We start from the raw sequence: 19,318 nt of genomic DNA, 5'->3' as shown, positions 1-19,318 counted from the left end.
AGATGGCATAAATACTAGCCCTTAAATCATTTCACTTCGTGGGTAAATAAAAAAGAGTATCCTTAATTTATAAGGGTACTCTTCTTTAATATTATTTTATATGGAATTTTTTCTTATTTTCTTTAATGCCTTTTTAGATCCACGACTTATATCATGCTCTAATTTTCTTTCCTTATAGCTTGTAAATAGCTGATTTAAATCATAACCTTCTGGATATAATTCACTAGCTTTAACATCTAATTTTACTCTTTTATAATTAACTTCAATAAAATCATTTTTGTAAAAGACAACTAGATTATTTAAATCATCTATTTCTTTATATACTATGGCACTATCATTTTTGTCTAAAAGAATAATCCTATCTCCAACGGAATAGTTATATCTTGCTTCAACAGCTTCTACATCTTCTTCTCTTTTCTTTATCACTTTACTAGACCTAATTAGATCATAATTATAGTCTTTAGTTTCTATATATTTTCTTGTTCTTTCTATTATGGAATCTGAAATTCCCATCTTCTTTGAAATATATAAGGCATTACTATCGCCAGTTTTACCAATATGAAGTTTATATAATGGCTCAAGTGTATCTTTTTTAAATTCCATAGCTGCATTTTCAAAATCAGGATGACCCTCAGAGAAATTTTTAATTTCACCATAATGAGTAGTTGCTATTGTAATACATCCCTTATGGTATAACTCTTCTAATATTGCTATAGCAAGTGCTGCCCCTTCATTAGGCTCTGTTCCACTTCCTATTTCATCAAATAGTAATAAAGTCGATTTTGTACTTTGTTTAATAATTTCTGCTAAGTTCTTTACATGTGAAGAAAATGTACTTAGGGCATTTTCTATACTTTGATTATCTCCTATATCCACAAAAAGATTATTAAATACTGAAATTTCAGTTCCCTCTTTAGCTTCTATATGAAATCCTGATTGTACAGCTAAGGTTATAATGCCTACTGTTTTTAATACTACAGTCTTTCCCCCAGCATTCGGGCCAGTAATAATTAATGTTCTATAATCCTCTCCAATTTCAAAATCAAGAGGTACAGCATTCTTAAGCAGTGGATATTTACCTTTTACTATTTTGATATATCCATGATCATTTAACTTAGGCTTTATTCCTGATATCTCATTACTATACTTAGCCTTAGCCCAAATCATATCATACTCAGCTATTACTTCTATATTTATTTTTAAATCTCTTATTCTTTCATTAATCATTTCAGTAAGCATTCCAAGTATCTTATATTCTTCAATGCTTTCTTCTATTTTTAAATTAGCTAATTCAGAAGTATATCTTGATACTACATCAGGTTCCATAAAAACTGTAGTCCCCTTAGATGAAGATTCTATAATTACTCCCTTAACATAATTTTTATAAGATGATTTTATTGGAATAGTATATCTTCCATTTCTCTTACTTATAAAGAACTCTTGGATATACTTTTTATTATCACTATTTTTTAAAAATTTATCTAATCTTTCTCTTATTTTACCTTCACATTCATCTATAAGTCTTCTTACTTTTTTAAGCTCTTTACTAGCATTTGAATCTACTACAGAACCTCTTATACACCTATTTATTTCTTCTTCTATATAACTTAATTCTGTAATACTCTCTCCATAACTACTTAATGTAGGAGCATAACCTTCCTTATCTTTCATAAATATTTTTATCTTATTACATCCTCTTAAGAAATCAGATATCATAGTTAAATCTTCAGGATCTAAGGATGAACCTTTTTCTATTTTCTCAATATGAGGAGATATATTAAATATTCCACTTAAAGGTATATGATATGAAGCTTCTAAAAGCCTTCTTCCTTCTGAAGTTTCATCTAATCTTTTATTTACAATCTTTATATTACTACTTGGCTCAAGCTTATCTATCAATGACTTTCCTAAACCACTTATACAATATCCCTTGACTATTTCTTTTAGCTCATAATAATTTAATTTTTCTAATGTTGTTTTATCCATTTTTATTTTCCTTTCTTGCATTAGATACATACAAGTCACGAAATCTAGATAGATTTCATAGTTTAAAACCCTTAAAAATATAAAAAGCTGCGGATACTTCCACAGCTAAAAATTCAATCATAAAGAAAGGTATACTATACCCCTTGTAATTTCATTCGCGGACTTGTATCAATATAGTTCAATTAATTCCACAACAAATAAAGGTTATAAACCCCTGTCTTTTTGGAATCAATATTAAGTTAACTATTTGATACTAAACACTCACAAACTTCCCTCACTTCTTTTTGAAATCTATCTTCTTTAATATATTCTAAGAACTACTATATTGTCAATTATTTTTATATACCAATTTTATCTTACTATTTAAGTATATAGGTTATAATAAAGTTACTACATTTTATTAAGTTCCTTTAAAAGTAGATTATTTCAGTTAGGTAATTACACAATCAACTTATATAAGAATTAAAATTCTACTAATAATCTTGCTGGCCATGCATCTATACCTTCTACTTTTATTGGCAAGCAATACACCTTAAAGTTAGACTCAGGTATCTTATCTAGGTTTGTAAGATTCTCTATAGAGTACTTACCTTCTTTTCCTAAAAACCTATCTATTTCTCCATGTAGTCTTCCTTTTCCTAAGCCTAAAGCATCTATTCCTATCATATTAACCTTTTTACTAGATAAATATTCTATTACACTAAAAGAAATATCAGGATGATTATTATATTTTTCATCATCTTCTAAATACTTATCCCAGTTTGTTTGGAAGAAAACATAGACTCCTTCCTTGACTATAGATAAATCTAAGTCTTCTAATGTAACTTCTCTATCTGTTATATGAGATACATCAAACTTTATTCCTTCAGCTATTAGCCTATCTTCACTTATATAGGCATCTGCTGACATTACATCTATATGGGTTCCCATATTATGAACATCACAAGAAAAATTAGTAGTAATATATGAACTACCACTTTTACTTTCTCTAGTTACTTTCTTAACCTTTAAAGGTTCAGAACCACCTCTATATTCCTTACCTATTTTAGTTACTTGAGTAATATCTACTATCATTTATTACCCCCCTTATTTATTATTACTTATTTTACCACTTATAAAGGAGTAAATAAATTATTAGTTTCTATTTCATAAATATCTCTACTAACTTAATTTCTTTATCAAAGGAAAAAATAAATTGAACATCTCTTTTTTCAAACTTTGCAATTGATACAACAACTGCATATCCATTCTTTTCTTGGAAGGACATTTTATCTATTGAATCAAATCCACCTGCTGATTTTTTTATGCTGTCATATGCATTTTCTATAACTTCTGCACTTTCATCATTTTTAATTGTCTCTCCAGCATTATCAACTATTTCATTATATTCTTCATTATTTAACTGATCTATTATTACTTGGGAGGCCTCTCTTAACACATCTTCATTATAATTCTCACTTAAGGTTTTTGGTCCACAGCCAATTAAAAATAATCCACAAATTAATGTTAATAAAATGCTAATAATATTCTTCATAAATCCTCCTCACCCTTAGTTAGTTGGAATAACTATATTAACTTTAAAATGATTATCATCAAAATCAATTCTTAAAGTTCCTTCATATTTTTCAATTGCCATTTTTACATTTTGTAATCCTAAGCCTTCATGATTCTTTTTTGTAGTTTTTAACTCAGAATCTATCTTTACAATTTTAGACTTTAACTTATTAGTTACATTGATAACTATAAATTCATTGAACTTATCTACCTTAACAAATATCTCTTTATCTTGCTTAAATTCTTTTACTTCATCAATTGCATTATCTAAAAGATTTGAAAATATAGTAGTTACATCAATATCTCTTATCTTTTCTAAGTTTACATCTCCTATTTTACAATCGATAGTAATTCCATATCTTTTAGCTTTTTCACATTTATCATTTAAAATAATATTCAAAACTTTATTATAGGTATAATACTTTTGTTCCAATTTATTGAACATTTTATATAAATCACCCTTATATAGCTCAGCCTTATCGAATTCATTATCTTTATATAAGTTCTCAATAGTTTGTATATGATTTTTTATATCATGAATAACCTTCCTAGATTCCTTATACTTTTCTTCAAGGGAATTGTAATATTCATATTCCATATTGGCTTGATTTTCATAAAGATTAATCTTATTTTTCATTTCATTCTTCTTAGATATTTCTTGAAAAATATTTGTAATAAATATATTTAGAAATATGATAGAGGTTATATTAAATATTAATAATAGATTATCAGTAGTAGAAACGAAAGTCTCCATATACATCATTAAAGTAACAATATACAATATGCTGAATATTGGTAGAACTAAAAAATTGAAAAACTGTACTTTTGTAAAATTTGTTATACTCTTTTGCTTGTACCAATTAACAAATAACCTTGAAGCTATTAAACTAGCAAATTGTATTACTATTGATATTGCTAATGACAATGCATTTATATCATAAAAATTAATTATCCCCATAATATAAATCAAATTAAATATATAGCTTATAACAATCTGAAATATAGTTAATACAACTATAAGCAAACTATAATATAAAATATAAACCTTTTGGTCATTATATAAAAAGTGTCCTACAATAACAGTTAATATTAAACTAAATATAACATTAAGCACTTCACTTCCTGTAATTCCATAAAGAATTATAAGTGCCAAAGTAAAGATAATATAAGATGCTATATAAACTTTTCTTTTATAAAACTTATTTCTATCTATCTTGCTCATAAAGTCAAATACTATATAACTTGATAAAAAAGAAAGTAAATAGCTCATACCTATTAGTATTGTTTCAGGAAAGATATACAAACCTAAACCCTCTCTTCCTTTAACTTAAAATGCGTTTTTCTAAGAATATATTAAATTCATCTCTAAATTCAGTTGATTTTTTCTGAGATAATGGAATAAGACTTCCATCCATCATAAAAATGTCATAACCTTTTATTGACTTTACATAAAACAAATTCACTGTAAAGCTTTGATGGGGCATAATAAAATCATAATTTTTCATATCCCTTGCTATTTCTGTTATCTTACCTTTTATTGAGTAACTACAATCCTTTGTTTTTATAACTACCCTTCTATCAATATACTCAAAATAATATATTTCCTTAGGTGCTAATCTTACTACTCCATCAGTAGTTATAAATTCTAACTTTTCCTCAATCTCTTCTTCCTTAAAATAACTTATTACCTCAGATAGTTGACTATGTATTTCTTTTTCACTTATTGGCTTATTTAAATACCCAAAAGCATGGACACTAAATGCTAAATTTAAATAATCAGTATAGCTTGTAACATAAATTATCTTAACAAACTTATCATACTCTCTTATCTTTCTTGCTGCCTCTATTCCATCTACTCCATTCATCTCAATATCAAGGAATATTAGATTAAATCTCTCTTTATTCTCTATAAGGGCTTCCCCACTATGAAATAAACTTATCTCAAAGGAAGCACCTTTATAACTTTCAATATATTTTCTTATGTCCTCTACTATATTTTTGTCATCATCACAAATTGCAATTTTAATCATTACTTATCTCCATAATCATTATTGTTCATGAATATTATATAATTCACTCAAATTTATGACAATGTTTTCATAACCATTTATTATTTCATCTTAGTACTTTTTATTGAATATCCTATAATAGAAAAAATTATTATAGCTAGTCCTACTAAATATGATGCCCCTATTGTATTTACATTATTTATAGTTGCTTGTGTAACAGAGTATTGCATATATCCAAATAAAATTATAAATTCTAATCCTAATATCTTTATAAAAGTTTTTGCTAGGCTATATTGTCTATCTCTATTTTCATTTGTAATTTCAACTTTTGTCATTTTAAGCTTCTCAACTATAATTCTTGGATACATTGATAGGACTGATGTAATTAAAAACATTACACTCCCTATTCCAATATAAACAAATATTGCATATTTATTTGCAACAAAAGACTCAAAACTACCATCTAGTCTCAAATAAATAGGAACAGTCTCTGGTAATTCACTGTAACTTAAAATAGTGCTTGTAATAATAGCTACTGCTATGACCATTGAAATAAAGTCTATAACCCTTTGTAATTTTGTTCTTTTATTTTTCATTGTAATAACCTCCATAATTATTCATTCCCTTATCATTATTATTTATCCCTAGGTTGATTTTATTATATATCCCTTAATTTCCTCCCACAATATACTTTGCATGATGTACAGATTTTGGTACTTAATATACATGTTTTATATATTTCCCGAAAAATAAATAAGGACAATCACTGTATTTTCATACAATAATTATCCTTAAAAATTATAATTAACTATCTATATTTAATTAACAAATACAAGTTTTTCTCTTCTTACCTACTCTATTCATAGAAATTATCTTTTCTATATACTCCTCTGCTACTGGAACCTTACACCCCTTGGTTGCTAACTCAACTTGAACCTTTCCTATGTTCTTAGCCACTTCTAGGGCCCTTTCATTTAGTTTCTTTATATATGTTCCTACACTTATTACAAAAGAATTCATACTATACCTAACCATATTTTTATTACTATGAATATTGGCTTCAATGCTGTTTAAGAGTTCTTTTATTTCTTCCATATCAATTAATTCATCTTCAGTAATTGATATATAATTTGAAATTACACTCCATCCACAGCACTGAGCAATCTCGTTATCTTGCTGTATCCACTCTCTTGCAAGCTCTAATGCAAAATCACTTTCTGCTGCTATATTAGAAACTATAGATGTAGCAATAGATGTACAATATGCTTTATCTAACCATCCCTTTAGTTCATCTTTACTCATACTTTTAGGATTTATTGATAAGCCTGCTAAATACATAGCATCATAGTTACCTGTATTATATAATTCCTTTGCTAGCTCATCATTTTTCTTAACATACTTAACTAGCTTTTTAAGATCACCTATCTTAGTGCCAAAGAATGGCTCTTGTATTCCATGTTTAATTAATACTTTTTTAATTGATTCAGAACCTAACGCTTTTAACTTTTCCATCATTACATCAAGATCTAAATCATTACTATCTACATTATTTTTAACTTCTTTACTGTTAATATTAACACCCCTCTTCTATTTTAAATAATATTTATTAGGTAAAAATATAGAAAAAGTAGAACCTTTAGTGCTAGATTTAACTTTAATATATCCACCTTGATTTGATATTACTTCTTATTTAATTTAAAGTCCAAAAATCCCTTTAATAATAAACCAAAGAACTGGAATAAGTAATGAAGGAAGCATATTCAATGTTTTACAATCCTTAATATTTAGTATGGATAAACCTGAGCTTGCGATTAAAAATCCTCCTATAATTGATATTTCAGTTAGAAGTTCAGGGATTAAAAATCCAGATAATAATCCTGCAGACACATATATAAATCCCTGCCATAAAAATAGTACAACTGCTGAAATTGCAATTCCAATTCCATAAGTAGATGCTAAAACTATAGATGTTACAAAATCTAAAGTAGCATTTGTAAATAAATATGTATTATCTCCATTTAATGCACTTTCCATAGGTCCTAATATAGATAATGTCCCAATACAAAATAGTAAAATTGCTGTAGATAATCCTTGTCCCAAATTGCTAGAAGTGTACTTACTAGATAAATTATTAAATCTTCCTTCAAGATTAATAATCGTACCTATCAAACTTCCAATTGCAAGACTTAAAATAAACAATACTGGATACTTACTATTTGGCATATTTGATACAATTGAATTAATTCCAAGACCAGTTGCAGCTAATCCCATAGCCGTAAATAGAGCTCCCTTATATTTTTCATTAATTCCTTTTTTCACTACAAAGCCTATAATACTTCCTGCAAGTATGGCTCCTGTGTTAGTAATAGTTCCTATCATTATATATACGTTACCTTTCAATAAATTTTATTTTTACTAATTATAGCTTAATAATATATCTTCTATTTTTTATTATACTAATTATATCATTATCTTTCACTTTAATTAAAAATTTCACCATATTATAAAAAATCAATAATATAATATAGTATTAATTATATTTTTATAGATTACTTTTTTAAACTATGCTAAAATTATATAATTAATAAAAAATAATAATTACAGGAGGGATACTTATGCCACTCGTTGATAATATTGAAAAATATCTAAGAGATCATGGAATCAGTCCATCCTATCAAAGAAAAAGAATCTTTGAAAATTTATATAATAGTAAAGAACATCCAAGTGTGAATGAAATATATTCTGTTTTAATAGATGAAATTCCAACATTATCAAAAACAACTGTATATAATACTTTAAACATTTTTATTGAAAAGAAAATTGTAGAAGCTATTATAATTGATGAAAATGAACTTAGGTATCAAATATTGGATGTAAAGAAACATGGCCACTTTAAATGTGAGTCCTGCCATACTCTTTACGATATAAAAATTGATTTAGATAGCCTAAATATAGATTCTTTAAAGGACTTTGATATCCATGAACAATCTCTTTATTTTAAGGGTATCTGTAAAAAATGTAGAAATACAAATTAAATAGTTTTATAAAAGTAATATAAAACATAGTTCACATCTAACTAATATGTGAACTATGTTTTTTTATTAAATTTTGGAAATAGTATTGACATTCCTTGGATTTAGAGTTATTATAATATTGTAATCATTACAAATTTGAAATTAATATAAAATGTTGGAGGTAATATTTATGAGTAAAAATTATATAGGTCTAGAAAATGAAAAAATTGAAGGAGTAGTAAAATCACTTAACGACTACCTTGCAAATCTTAATTTATTATATGTTAAAATTCACAACTTACATTGGAATATAGAAGGTAATGCTTTCTTCCAATTACACAGTGTATTTGAAGGATATTATGAAGCAATGGCTAAATCATTAGATGAGGTTGCTGAAAGAATTCTTATTTTGGGTCATAGACCCGCAGCTTCAATGAAAGAATACTTAAATCTTGCTACTATACAAGAATTAGATAGCAAAGGTTTATCTGCTGAAGAATCAATAAATATATTAGAAGCTGACTTCTTAAGTATGCTTGGTCAATCAAGATCTATACTAGCTTTAGCAGAAGATGCTAATGATCAAGGTTCTATTGATTTAATGGCTGGATTTATAGGAGAATATGAAAAGGCTCTTTGGATGATAAAATCTTATAAAGCTAAATAATGTGAAAATTAGAATGTTTAAAATTTATTTTAATTTATACAACTAAAATTAAAGGAAGTTCATATTCGAACTTCCTTTTTTAATAAAATGCTATTCTAACTTCTTTATAATGATTGCTAATCTACTCATTATAATCTTCATCTAACAAAAATTTTAGTAATCTTTCATTAACCTTATCATTACTTCTTATATTTTCTATATTATTTGGGTCCGTATCTCCGCACACGTCAACACCAATGATATCGTACTTTAGAATAATACTATGAAGAATTCTTTTGAGAAAATCAAAATTCATATCACCTTGATCCCAAGATGTATTAACAATATCCTCACTTAAAACATCTTTATCTATAGAAATATATACTGGGTATCTGCTATTTATAAGTTTGTATAAATCATTTTTGTTCAATGACATTAAATCAGTATCAGAAATCCCTACTACCTTATTTAAGTATTGCCTTGGAATAGTTTCTTTTTGCTCTTCACTTAAACCTATTATAATAACTTTTTTTATATATTTATTATTATCAATCTCATCCATTATCCATGAACCACAAGATAATATATCCCCAAAGCTTGGCCTTCTCATATCTGAATGATGATCAAAAACTATCAGTGTAAAATCATTTTTTATTTTATCTATCCATAGCTCACTGGCATAATGATAATTTCCTGAGTCAATAAAATGAATACCTTCAGGTTTTAATGATTTAACTTTTTCTTGTAAAATATGAAAAGCATTTTTATCGCAATATCCATTAGTTCCTCTAACCTTACTACAGTCAACCCAATTATATTCCTCATCCAAAAAGAATCTTTCCTTTTCATATACATGAGAAAAGTTCATTACTGTTAAAAGTTTTTCCATAAACCATCCTCCTTGCTACAAAAATTCCATATTAATATTTTACCATATTATTTTTTCTTAGCAGATATCAATATCATCATGGGTCTACGTAACTCATCTAGCATTTCTTTGTTATCTTTAAGCATCTCTTCTGCTGGCTGCGCCTCAGTTACTTCCACTATTTCAAATCCATTCTTTATTAAAGTATTGATATATGTAGTAAGTGTCTTATGATACTTTGTTACTTCTTCTCCTAAGAAGTTGCTTATTCTTTTACCTTCATTAAAGTAATTATCTACAGGCCAATGAAGTCTATTTCCTAATTCATCATAATACCAATCTTGCTTGCCTTCTGCAGTAAAGATTGGATGCTCAGCTGAAAACACAAATTCTCCCTTATCTACAAGAGTAGCATACACTTTCTTACATACCATATTAAAATCCTTGATATAATGCAGGGCTAATGAACTTATTACAACATCAAAATATCTATCTTTCAATTCTACTTCTTCTATTGTAGTTTTTACATATTTTATTGTTTTATCTCTATTAATCTTTTCTGCTTTATTTAACATCTTCTCTGAAGAATCTATTCCTAGTACTTCTTTAGCATTATTTTCAATAGCATATTTACAATGCCATCCAAGTCCACATCCTAAATCTAATACTTTCTTATCTTCTAAATCCGGTAACATCTTTTTAAACATATGCCACTCGCCAGCGCCATTAAGGCCATAAACTGAACGAGCCATTTTACTATACTTATCAAAAAATATTTCATCGTCGTATTTATTCGTATTCATAGTTTATACCTCCTAATTTCTATTTATAAATATATTCTAACTCATATATTTAAATTTTTTATATCTCATAAACAATTCTATATAATTTATGTTAAATAAAAAAGGATATTTGATATAACAAACATCCTCTTTTAATATATCTATTAGCCTAAGCTACCTCTTAATTTCCCTAACTTAACTATCCATTCCTTAAGAATTTTCTTTTCTTCCTCAACATCATTAAACATATCTTCTTCCTTACCCATTAAATGAAGTAAGATTGGTCTTACAGATTTTAATAGAGTATGATAAAATTCTTCTTCTGGATAATCCTTAGCTAAAATCCCTAAAATATCACAAGCTAAACTGAAATCTTCCTTATAAGTATCTCTACATTCTTCGTTAACTATTCCTTTAGATATCTTAGTATTTGTATATTTAGCTGCAAATATTAAGTCGTCTATTAAGCTTGGATAGAATTCTAATAATTTCTCTATACCTTCTTGTCCATATTTCTCTTTAATTTCTCTTAAGCCTCTTCCTACCCCTAAGAATTCTGGAGTAATACCTGCTGTGTACATTGATGCAGTAAATGTGATAGCTCTTGGTACTGAACAGTCTACATCTGTATTTAAGCTTAATAACTCTTCCTTTAGCTTTGTATCCTTAACTAATTCTACTACTTCACTTACATCTATTGCTTCTCTAACATATTGTAAGCCTGATTTAGAACTTGCTAATCTATCTCTATTCTTAGGTATAAACTTGGATATACCATCTACATCTTTAATTACTCTAGTAAATATATCAATATAGTGCTTAGAGAAAATTCCTATATATTCTTTCATAAGATCCATTTCTTCCTCAGAAAGTATCTTAAAATCTTCCATATAATCATGCTCTTTAAGCTTATTTACTACTTCTATTGTTTCCTCTGTACCATGGTCATATTTTAACCCTGATTGAATAGTAAATGTCTTAACTCCTGCATAAGTCTTAAAAGTGTTTTCTATATTTTTTGCTGATAAGTGTCCTCTAAATGGTAAAGATCCACAACCTAATATAGGTGCTATTTCAACATCATTTTCTTGTCCCCACTTATGAATCTTACTAATAGCCATTCTAACTGCTAATACTGAAGATACTATTCCATATGACATAGCTGAATCTGATCTTGCTATCATTACCCTTAAATCTTTCAATTTATAATCTTTACTACAAAGGTGTCTATAATATTTATCAATTATTTTATCTATATTTACTAAGGATGGAATTCCTTCCATTAGTGGTATTAACTTAATACTGTTTAATGGGAATTCTATATCATAGTTTTTATTTCCAAGCTCAATTATAGAGTTAACTCTCTCTTGAATTTTTATTAATTCCTCACCAGTTTCAATCATTGGAATTATAGTTTCAATAATGGCTTGCTTGCCTGTTTGCTTATAAGCTAACATATTAGTTTCAACTAATGACATTATACTCATTAACTGTCTAAATACAGGCTCCTTTATTGCATTAGGAATTCTTGGTGTTACAAATACATCCTCACCTGGAATAAACCCCTCATTTATTAATCCTAATGTTATTTGTGAAGTTTGATGATATGGTGTAAGCTTTCCTTCAAAATCAACCATCACCTCTTCAATTCCTAACCCACCTTTTTCTTGCAAGTTTAAATCCCTTACTGCTTCTTCTGGTTCTTGTTGTATTGTTATATATTTTTGTGAATTATCTGGATGTTGTGTTGCCATACAACTTGGATATCTTCTCATTTATTTGCCCCCAATATTTATTTAATTGTTACTTCTTGTTTTTTCTAATTGTGTTAAAATTATAAAATATCCTCCTAAATTATGCAAGTATTTATTTTCAAAATTGCAAAACTATTATTTTTACTTAAAATGATATGCTTTTCTTAAAAATTTATCTATAGATAAATTTTTAGTTTATTACTAAAAAATAGAAGATAGTAGAACTATTAATCCTACTATCTTCTAAACTAAGCACTTATATCTTATTTTGTGGTAAAAACACCGTTATTCTTGTTCCTATTTGTTTTCTACTTAATACACTAAAGTATCCCTTATGATTATCTATAATCCATTTAGCTATAGATAATCCTAATCCTGTACCTCCATTTTTTCTAACCCTTGCAGTATCTGCTCTAAAGAAACGTTCAAAAATATGTGGTACATCTGCCTCATCCATACCTATACCATTATCTTGAATAGAAAAGAATGGATCTCCATTATTGCTTCTTCCACTTCTAAATACTATAGACTCTCCCTCTACTGTGTATTTAGCTGCATTTTCAACTAATATTCTTGCAGTTTGTTTTAGTAAGCCAATATCACCACTTATCCTTATATCCTCTGACTCAATATATGAATAATTATGTTTTTCATCTATCATTTTAGACTCTTCAAAAACTTCCCTAATCATATCATTTAGTGAAAATTCTTTTATTGTAAGTTGAGTTTTACCATTAATGCCTCTAGCTAAAAATAATAATTGCTCAATTAAGTTCTTCATATTTTCAGATTCACTCTTTATTGCAGTTATAGATTCTTCTAATACACTTTCATCATCTTTTCCCCATCTATCTAGCATGTTTGCATACCCTTGAATTACTGAAATAGGGGTTCTTAGTTCATGAGAGGCATCTGAAACAAATCTTGCTTGTTGCCTATAGGAATCTCTCATTCTATCTAAAAGCTTGTTAATTGCATCTTCTAACCCCTGAAGTTCACTATCTCCAATATGGATTCTTTCATTGGATGCAACAGGACTTATTTTTAATATAGCATCTTCTAAGCTCTGGAACTTTTCTTCATCAAACTCCATATTACTAAGTCTATTAGCTGTTTCTGCTATCTCGTCAATAGGCTTTAAAATATATCTAGTTTTTGCTGTACCAAATATTATTTCTTGTAATAAAAATACACCTTCAACTATTAAAATAGGTATCATTATATTTTTTAAATCTATTAAGAAGTTAGTAAAATCTATAACTAAACTTCTTCCATCACTCCATGTAACTACATAATTTGCTGACTCTATAGGGAAGATGTTAAGTACTCTTTTAGCACTTTGAACAAACTCTCCATAATAACTTACTTCTCTTTCAACACTCCAAAATCCAATTAACACTAAAGCCAGAATTATATCTATAAGAAGAAACTTAGAAAATAGTTTTCTTACAAAAACAGAGTTAATTTTTATTGCAATAGATGTTACATTTTTAGATTTATTTTTCTTACTCATCCTTTATTACATACCCTACACCACGGACAGTAGTAATAATTTTAGTATTGAAAACATCATCTATCTTTGTTCTTAAAAATCTTATATAAACATCTATTACATTAGTCTCTCCAAAATAATCATATCCACATACTTTTTCAATAAGTACTTCCCTGGTTAATACAATATTTTTATTTTCCATTAATATTTGTAGTAATGTAAACTCTCTATTAGTTAATTCTATCTCCGTGTTATTATATACTACCTTATGCTTCTTTTTATCTAATGATAGTAGACCACAGCTTAATACATCTACATCCTTTTTCACTGTAACTACCCTTTTCTTTAAAGCTGTTCTTATTCTTGCAAGTAATTCTTCTATAGCAAAAGGTTTTGTAACATAATCATCTGCTCCTGCATCAAGGCCTGATACCTTATCCATAACTGCATCTCTTGCTGTAAGCATAATAACTGGAATATCTGAAACCTTTCTAATTCTTCTTAATACTTCAAGGCCATTAATCTCTGGAAGCATTACATCTAGAATAACTAGATCTACTTCCCCCTTCTCTGCAATCTCTAGTCCTGTTCTGCCATTATTAGCCTTTATTACTTCATACCCTTCATGTTTAAGTTCTAGTTCTATAAATCTAGCTATTTTTTCTTCATCTTCAACTATTAAAATCTTAACCATCATTAAACCTCTTCTTAATTTTTTCTTTTAATTCCTTTATGCTTTTTGATATCTCATTAGATATCTTATTAACCTTATCTACATTTACTTTTTTAGCTGATACATAAAATTCTAAGTCAAAGAATAAACCTACAATTATTAAGGGTATAGTAATCCAGAAAGTAAATAATAAAAGCAGTATAACTACTGTTAAAGGTATCTTTAAAATTACAGTATTATTTCTAATAATCTCAATTATAATATTGTTACAATCATCTATATATCTACATACAGTTTCAAATATTCCTTGAAAACTTTCCTTGTATTCTTTATTATTTTTACTCTCAACAATACTAGTTACTTCTGATTGTTCCTTATTATAATCCATACTATCATTTGTATAAAACACGCCTACAGAAGGTTTTTCTATTCTTCCTATCTCTTCTAAATATATTATAGAATCTAATATATCCCAATTGTTTTTCTCTAAAACTTCCTTGGCTTCTTCGTAATTAATATTAGCTTTATCCTTTAATTTTTCTACTAAATTGAACTTATCCATAAATAATCCTCCTTATTCATGGCTTATATAAAATTAACTTTACTAAGGCTTATTTATTAAATTATAACATCTATTTTTCTATCTTTATAATAAAAAATAAGAAGATATCATTAAAAAGAATTCATAGCTTAAAAGTACTCAGTAATACCAACCATAAAGAAAAAACCTCTGTTTTTTTAACAGGGGCTTTCAATATATTCATAAGAACTCTTTTAAACATTCCACTAATTCTATTTAAATAATTCGGAACAAATTATCTCCTTAACTGTTAATTATCAATTGTTAACTGCTAATTGTTAATTGCTCTCATATCCTTCTTTAAAATCCTTTTTAATAGTATCTGCTGATTCTGATACTTTTTCAAATATATCATTTACACCCTCATAATTTATGTGAGGACCAACTACAGAATACTTATATCCACAGAATAATCCTACTACTAATAATATAGCACTTGGTATAAATAAAAATATTAATAATAATACTGATATAGTTAAAGATATTCTTATAGGTTTTTCATTTTCTTTTCTTATTTCAAAGTAATTTTCATTTCCCTTTTTTAATACCTTACCTATAAATCTAAATACTCTTCCAACTATTTCACCAATACCACCGCATTTTTCATCATGGCTCTTATGCCCTTTTTTATTTTCTTCCTTTTGACCTTCTGACTGTACCTCAATTATAGTTGTAGTTTCATTATTTTCTACTTTACCTTTTCTCTCTAAATAAATAATTGCATCTAGAAGATCCCAATCACAGTTTTCTAAAGCTTCTATAGCCTCTTCATTACTAACATTAACCTTTCCCATTAAAATTGGAATCATTTCATTTCTTTCCATTATTATTACCTCCACAGCTTTTATTTTTTATATCTCATCTACTATGGTTATATAATACGTCTAGAAAATTAATCTAAAATATAAGAAAGATTAAAATTAGATTAAAATTTATAGTTTTTTCATCCTGCTAAAGGCAATAGTATTAATAATTGCAATATAAAAGCTATATACTGCTACTAATCCACTTAAGATTAAAAATACTACATTAAAATTTTGTTGTATTGCATTTATAATAATAAGAATACTTAATAGAACATAAGCAATTGCCTTCATCATTGTCTTCTCTTTTTCTTTGCTATTAATTGTGCTTTCTAATATTGAAGTCTTATGTTCTCTTTTAAAATCCTTTATTACTTTTAACTTATTTAAAAAGAAAAGCCTAAAGTATAGTTCTACTAAAACTATAGCTCCAATCCCTACTAATAATGTATTTTGCAACGAATTAAAATAATCTCCAAGCAAAATCATTACAATAAATATAACTGAGTATCTATAATAAAATAATCTAAACTTTGATTCAACTTGCTTAGATACAATATAACCATTTTTATTGAATATATTATAATAGACTTTTTCTCCATATCTATTTAAATAAATGTTATTTCCAGATAAATTTGATACATTCTTCTTCACTATAACATCGCCTTTCCTAAACAAAATGTTTGCTGTACTGAATAATCATCATTAAGAATTACTAAGTCACTATCATATCCAACTCCTATTCTTCCCTTACGTTTGTCAATCCCCAAGCATTTTGCTGGATTAGTAGTACAGGAATTAATAGCATAATTAAACGGTACCATAGCTTCTTCTACTAGGATTCTAAGTCCTTCATTCATTCTTAATGTAGATCCTGCTAATCCTTTTGTTTCTACTAAATGAGCACTACCATCATCATAGATCTCAATCTCATTTCCTCCAAAAGTAAATCTAGATCCAGGTTCATACCCCTTTGCCATTAAAGCATCTGTAATCATAATTCCGTAATCTGGTCCCTTTGCATTGAAGAAATTATATAATGCTGCTGTAGTGGAATGATTACCATCGCAGATTATTTCTCCATACATTCCCTTAATCCTTAAAGCTGCTCCCACTAAACCATTTTTTCTATGATTAAATGGAGTCATGCCATTATATACATGTGTTTGTGATCTAGCACCATGAGCAAAAGCAAGTACAGCCTCTTCATATGTAGCCGCTGAATGCCCTACACTAACCACTACCTCATTATTAAATAAATACTCTGTAAGTGAATAATCCTCATCTGTCTCTGTTGCTAAGGTTACATATTTTATTAATCCCCTTGCAGCCTTTTGATAACTCTGGAACTCTTTAATTGTAGGCTTGACTATATATTCTTTTGGTTGAGCTCCTTTATATTCCATATCAAGATAAGGGCCTTCAAAATGAACTCCTAATATCTCTGCTCCTTCATATCCTTCTTCAACTACCTTGGCTACATTAGCTAATGCCTTGGTCAAAACTTCCTTACTTTGAGTTATTGTAGTAGGTAGTATTGATGTAACTCCTTCATTAACTATTCTCTTTGTCCAAGTTCTTAATCCTTGTTCATTGGCATCATTTGTATCGAATCCATATGCTCCATGACAGTGAATATCTATAAATCCTGGCACAATCCTCTTACTTCCATAATCGTAAGCACCTTCTTTTTCATTATAGGTATAAATATTAACTATTTTATTATCATCAATTTCAATTTGAGCTGGAATAAATTGATCAGCAATCCAAACTTTTTTACTTTGTATTAACATGCTATACCCCCTTGTCCACTTTATCTCTAATTATACATAAGTTTATTAAGCTAATATTTGCACTTTTCAACAGACATATTACATCTTTCACCACTTCCATTGAATTTAAAAAACTCTTTATTATAATTAGAATTAATAATCTATAATATAAAGACGGGGGACATTCATATGAATATTTTTAATATTGATGAGGATAAAATGAAAGAATTATCTTCTACATTTACCTTGAAAGAAATATATCAACAACCTACTACATGGCTAAAAACATTAGCGCAAATTAAAGAAAGTAAAAAATCCTTACAAGATTTTATTAATCCAGTTATTAGTTGTGATGACTTTGATGTAATATTTACTGGTGCTGGTACTAGTGAATTTGTAGGGAATTCATTATATGCTTATTTAAACAAAAAACTAAACTATAAAGTTAAATCTTATGGAACAACTGATATAGTTGCTTCTCCAGAATCTTATATATCAAGAAATAAACCAACATTATTAATTAGCTTTGGCCGTTCAGGTAACTCTCCTGAATCTATAGGGGCTGTCGAGGCTGCTAGCGCCGTTTCTAATAACTTATATAATTTATTCATAACTTGTAATAAAAATGGTGCTCTATCTAAAATGGCAGAGGAACTTAATAATTGTTATGCAATAAATCTTACTGACGAAACTCATGATCAATCTTTTGCTATGACATCAAGCTTTACTAATATGTATTTAGCAGCATACTTATGCTTTAACCTTGATAAATTAGATGAAAAATCTACAGTAATTAATAGCATATCTTCAGCAACTCAAGCTTTCTTAGATAAGGGTTTTGAAATCGCATCTAATATAGTTGATGAATTTGCCTTTGATAGAATAGTTTATTTAGGTAGTAATGTTTTAAAGGGAATATCTCAAGAATCTTCTTTAAAAATGCTTGAATTAACAGCTGGTAAAACTGTTGCAGTCTTTGATACACCTTTAGGATTTAGACATGGTCCAAAGTCAATTATTGATGATTCAACATTAACAGTGGTATATGTAAGTGATGATGAATACACTTATAAATATGAATTTGATCTAATAAAAGAAATAAGTAGTCAAAGAAAAAATAATAAGTTAATTGTAATTTCAAATAAGCCTTATTACGAAATGAAGTCTTTGGCAGATTACACATATGCCTATGATATTAACCATAACTTAAATAATGCTGAATTAGGATTGGCTTATATTACTTTTGCTCAAACACTATCAGTATTAAAGTCCTTATCACTAGGCTTAACACCTGATAATCCTTGCCCATCTGGAGAGGTAAACCGTGTTGTTAAGGGTGTTACATTATACCCTTATACATGTAAATAAAATTATTACTTAAGGTA

General features: G+C 27.6%; 20 protein-coding genes. 3 read left to right on the top strand and 17 right to left on the bottom strand.

Features of this window, described 5'->3' with window-relative positions; genetic code table 11:
• Positions 1–96: 96 nt before the first annotated feature.
• The 8 genes from E5347_RS11755 to E5347_RS11720 form a co-directional block, all read right to left on the bottom strand.
• Positions 97–1,986 carry an endonuclease MutS2 gene (locus E5347_RS11755; RefSeq protein WP_136007422.1) on the bottom strand — a complete coding sequence of 630 codons (1,890 nt, stop codon included), beginning with the start codon at positions 1,984–1,986 and terminating at the stop codon, positions 97–99.
• A gap of 462 nt (positions 1,987–2,448) precedes the next feature.
• Positions 2,449–3,060 carry a cyclase family protein gene (locus tag E5347_RS11750; RefSeq protein ID WP_136007421.1) on the bottom strand — a complete coding sequence of 204 codons (612 nt, stop codon included), beginning with the start codon at positions 3,058–3,060 and terminating at the stop codon, positions 2,449–2,451.
• Positions 3,061–3,127: 67 nt separating this feature from the next.
• Positions 3,128–3,520 carry a DUF3887 domain-containing protein gene (locus tag E5347_RS11745; RefSeq protein WP_136007420.1) on the bottom strand — a complete coding sequence of 131 codons (393 nt, stop codon included), beginning with the start codon at positions 3,518–3,520 and terminating at the stop codon, positions 3,128–3,130.
• A gap of 15 nt (positions 3,521–3,535) precedes the next feature.
• On the bottom strand, positions 3,536–4,843 hold the full coding sequence (locus tag E5347_RS11740; protein ID WP_243109779.1) for a sensor histidine kinase: 1,308 nt from the start codon (positions 4,841–4,843) through the stop codon (positions 3,536–3,538).
• A gap of 19 nt (positions 4,844–4,862) precedes the next feature.
• Entirely contained in the window at positions 4,863–5,570 is a 708-nt protein-coding gene (locus E5347_RS11735; protein ID WP_136007419.1) for a LytR/AlgR family response regulator transcription factor, read from the bottom strand.
• Positions 5,571–5,650: 80 nt separating this feature from the next.
• Positions 5,651–6,145, bottom strand: coding sequence for a hypothetical protein (locus E5347_RS11730; RefSeq protein WP_136007418.1), 495 nt, complete (start codon positions 6,143–6,145; stop codon positions 5,651–5,653).
• Positions 6,146–6,371: 226 nt separating this feature from the next.
• A complete protein-coding gene (locus E5347_RS11725) occupies positions 6,372–7,061 on the bottom strand; it encodes a DNA alkylation repair protein (RefSeq protein WP_207670482.1) in 690 nt (229 codons plus the stop codon).
• Positions 7,062–7,244: 183 nt separating this feature from the next.
• Entirely contained in the window at positions 7,245–7,928 is a 684-nt protein-coding gene (locus tag E5347_RS11720; protein ID WP_136007484.1) for a DUF554 domain-containing protein, read from the bottom strand.
• 236 nt (positions 7,929–8,164) lie between these two features.
• Between E5347_RS11720 and E5347_RS11715 the strand changes: the two genes are divergently transcribed.
• Both E5347_RS11715 and E5347_RS11710 read left to right on the top strand, forming a co-directional pair.
• Positions 8,165–8,584 carry a Fur family transcriptional regulator gene (locus E5347_RS11715; protein ID WP_136007416.1) on the top strand — a complete coding sequence of 140 codons (420 nt, stop codon included), beginning with the start codon at positions 8,165–8,167 and terminating at the stop codon, positions 8,582–8,584.
• Between the two features lie 169 nt (positions 8,585–8,753).
• On the top strand, positions 8,754–9,230 hold the full coding sequence (locus E5347_RS11710) for a Dps family protein (RefSeq protein WP_168354958.1): 477 nt from the start codon (positions 8,754–8,756) through the stop codon (positions 9,228–9,230).
• A gap of 121 nt (positions 9,231–9,351) precedes the next feature.
• Here the strand turns inward: E5347_RS11710 and E5347_RS11705 are convergent, their stop codons facing one another.
• From E5347_RS11705 to nagA, 9 genes are all read right to left on the bottom strand, one after another.
• Positions 9,352–10,098, bottom strand: a complete 747-nt coding sequence (locus E5347_RS11705) for an arginase family protein (RefSeq protein ID WP_136007414.1) — start codon at positions 10,096–10,098, stop codon at positions 9,352–9,354.
• 47 nt (positions 10,099–10,145) lie between these two features.
• A complete protein-coding gene (locus E5347_RS11700) occupies positions 10,146–10,880 on the bottom strand; it encodes a class I SAM-dependent methyltransferase (RefSeq protein ID WP_136007413.1) in 735 nt (244 codons plus the stop codon).
• A gap of 143 nt (positions 10,881–11,023) precedes the next feature.
• Positions 11,024–12,634 carry a phosphoenolpyruvate carboxylase gene (ppcA, locus tag E5347_RS11695; protein WP_136007412.1) on the bottom strand — a complete coding sequence of 537 codons (1,611 nt, stop codon included), beginning with the start codon at positions 12,632–12,634 and terminating at the stop codon, positions 11,024–11,026.
• A gap of 235 nt (positions 12,635–12,869) precedes the next feature.
• Complete coding sequence (locus E5347_RS11690) at positions 12,870–14,126, bottom strand: sensor histidine kinase (protein ID WP_136007411.1); 1,257 nt, start codon at positions 14,124–14,126, stop codon at positions 12,870–12,872.
• The gene (locus E5347_RS11685) at positions 14,119–14,799 is read right to left on the bottom strand and encodes a response regulator transcription factor (protein ID WP_136007410.1); all 681 of its coding nucleotides are present in this window, start codon (positions 14,797–14,799) and stop codon (positions 14,119–14,121) included. The genes E5347_RS11690 and E5347_RS11685 overlap by 8 nt, the downstream gene beginning before the upstream one ends.
• The gene (locus tag E5347_RS11680; RefSeq protein WP_136007409.1) at positions 14,792–15,340 is read right to left on the bottom strand and encodes a ubiquitin; all 549 of its coding nucleotides are present in this window, start codon (positions 15,338–15,340) and stop codon (positions 14,792–14,794) included. The genes E5347_RS11685 and E5347_RS11680 overlap by 8 nt, the downstream gene beginning before the upstream one ends.
• A gap of 296 nt (positions 15,341–15,636) precedes the next feature.
• Positions 15,637–16,182 (bottom strand): DUF4342 domain-containing protein, encoded by a 546-nt coding sequence (locus E5347_RS11675; RefSeq protein WP_136007408.1) that lies wholly within the window; start codon positions 16,180–16,182, stop codon positions 15,637–15,639.
• A 108-nt stretch (positions 16,183–16,290) separates the two neighbouring features.
• Positions 16,291–16,815: a hypothetical protein gene (locus tag E5347_RS11670; protein ID WP_136007407.1), complete on the bottom strand. Its 525-nt coding sequence runs from the start codon at positions 16,813–16,815 to the stop codon at positions 16,291–16,293.
• Positions 16,815–17,954 (bottom strand): N-acetylglucosamine-6-phosphate deacetylase, encoded by a 1,140-nt coding sequence (gene nagA, locus E5347_RS11665; protein WP_136007406.1) that lies wholly within the window; start codon positions 17,952–17,954, stop codon positions 16,815–16,817. The genes E5347_RS11670 and nagA overlap by 1 nt, the downstream gene beginning before the upstream one ends.
• A 168-nt stretch (positions 17,955–18,122) precedes the next feature.
• Between nagA and E5347_RS11660 the strand changes: the two genes are divergently transcribed.
• Positions 18,123–19,301 carry an SIS domain-containing protein gene (locus E5347_RS11660; protein ID WP_136007405.1) on the top strand — a complete coding sequence of 393 codons (1,179 nt, stop codon included), beginning with the start codon at positions 18,123–18,125 and terminating at the stop codon, positions 19,299–19,301.
• Positions 19,302–19,318: the final 17 nt, after the last annotated feature.

Source organism: Clostridium sartagoforme (genome assembly GCF_004794105.1).
Classification (GTDB): Bacteria; Bacillota; Clostridia; order Clostridiales; family Clostridiaceae; genus Clostridium; species Clostridium sartagoforme_B.
The sequence above is the reverse complement of the archived record's forward strand: the minus strand, read 5'-3'. Positions and strand labels throughout refer to the sequence as shown.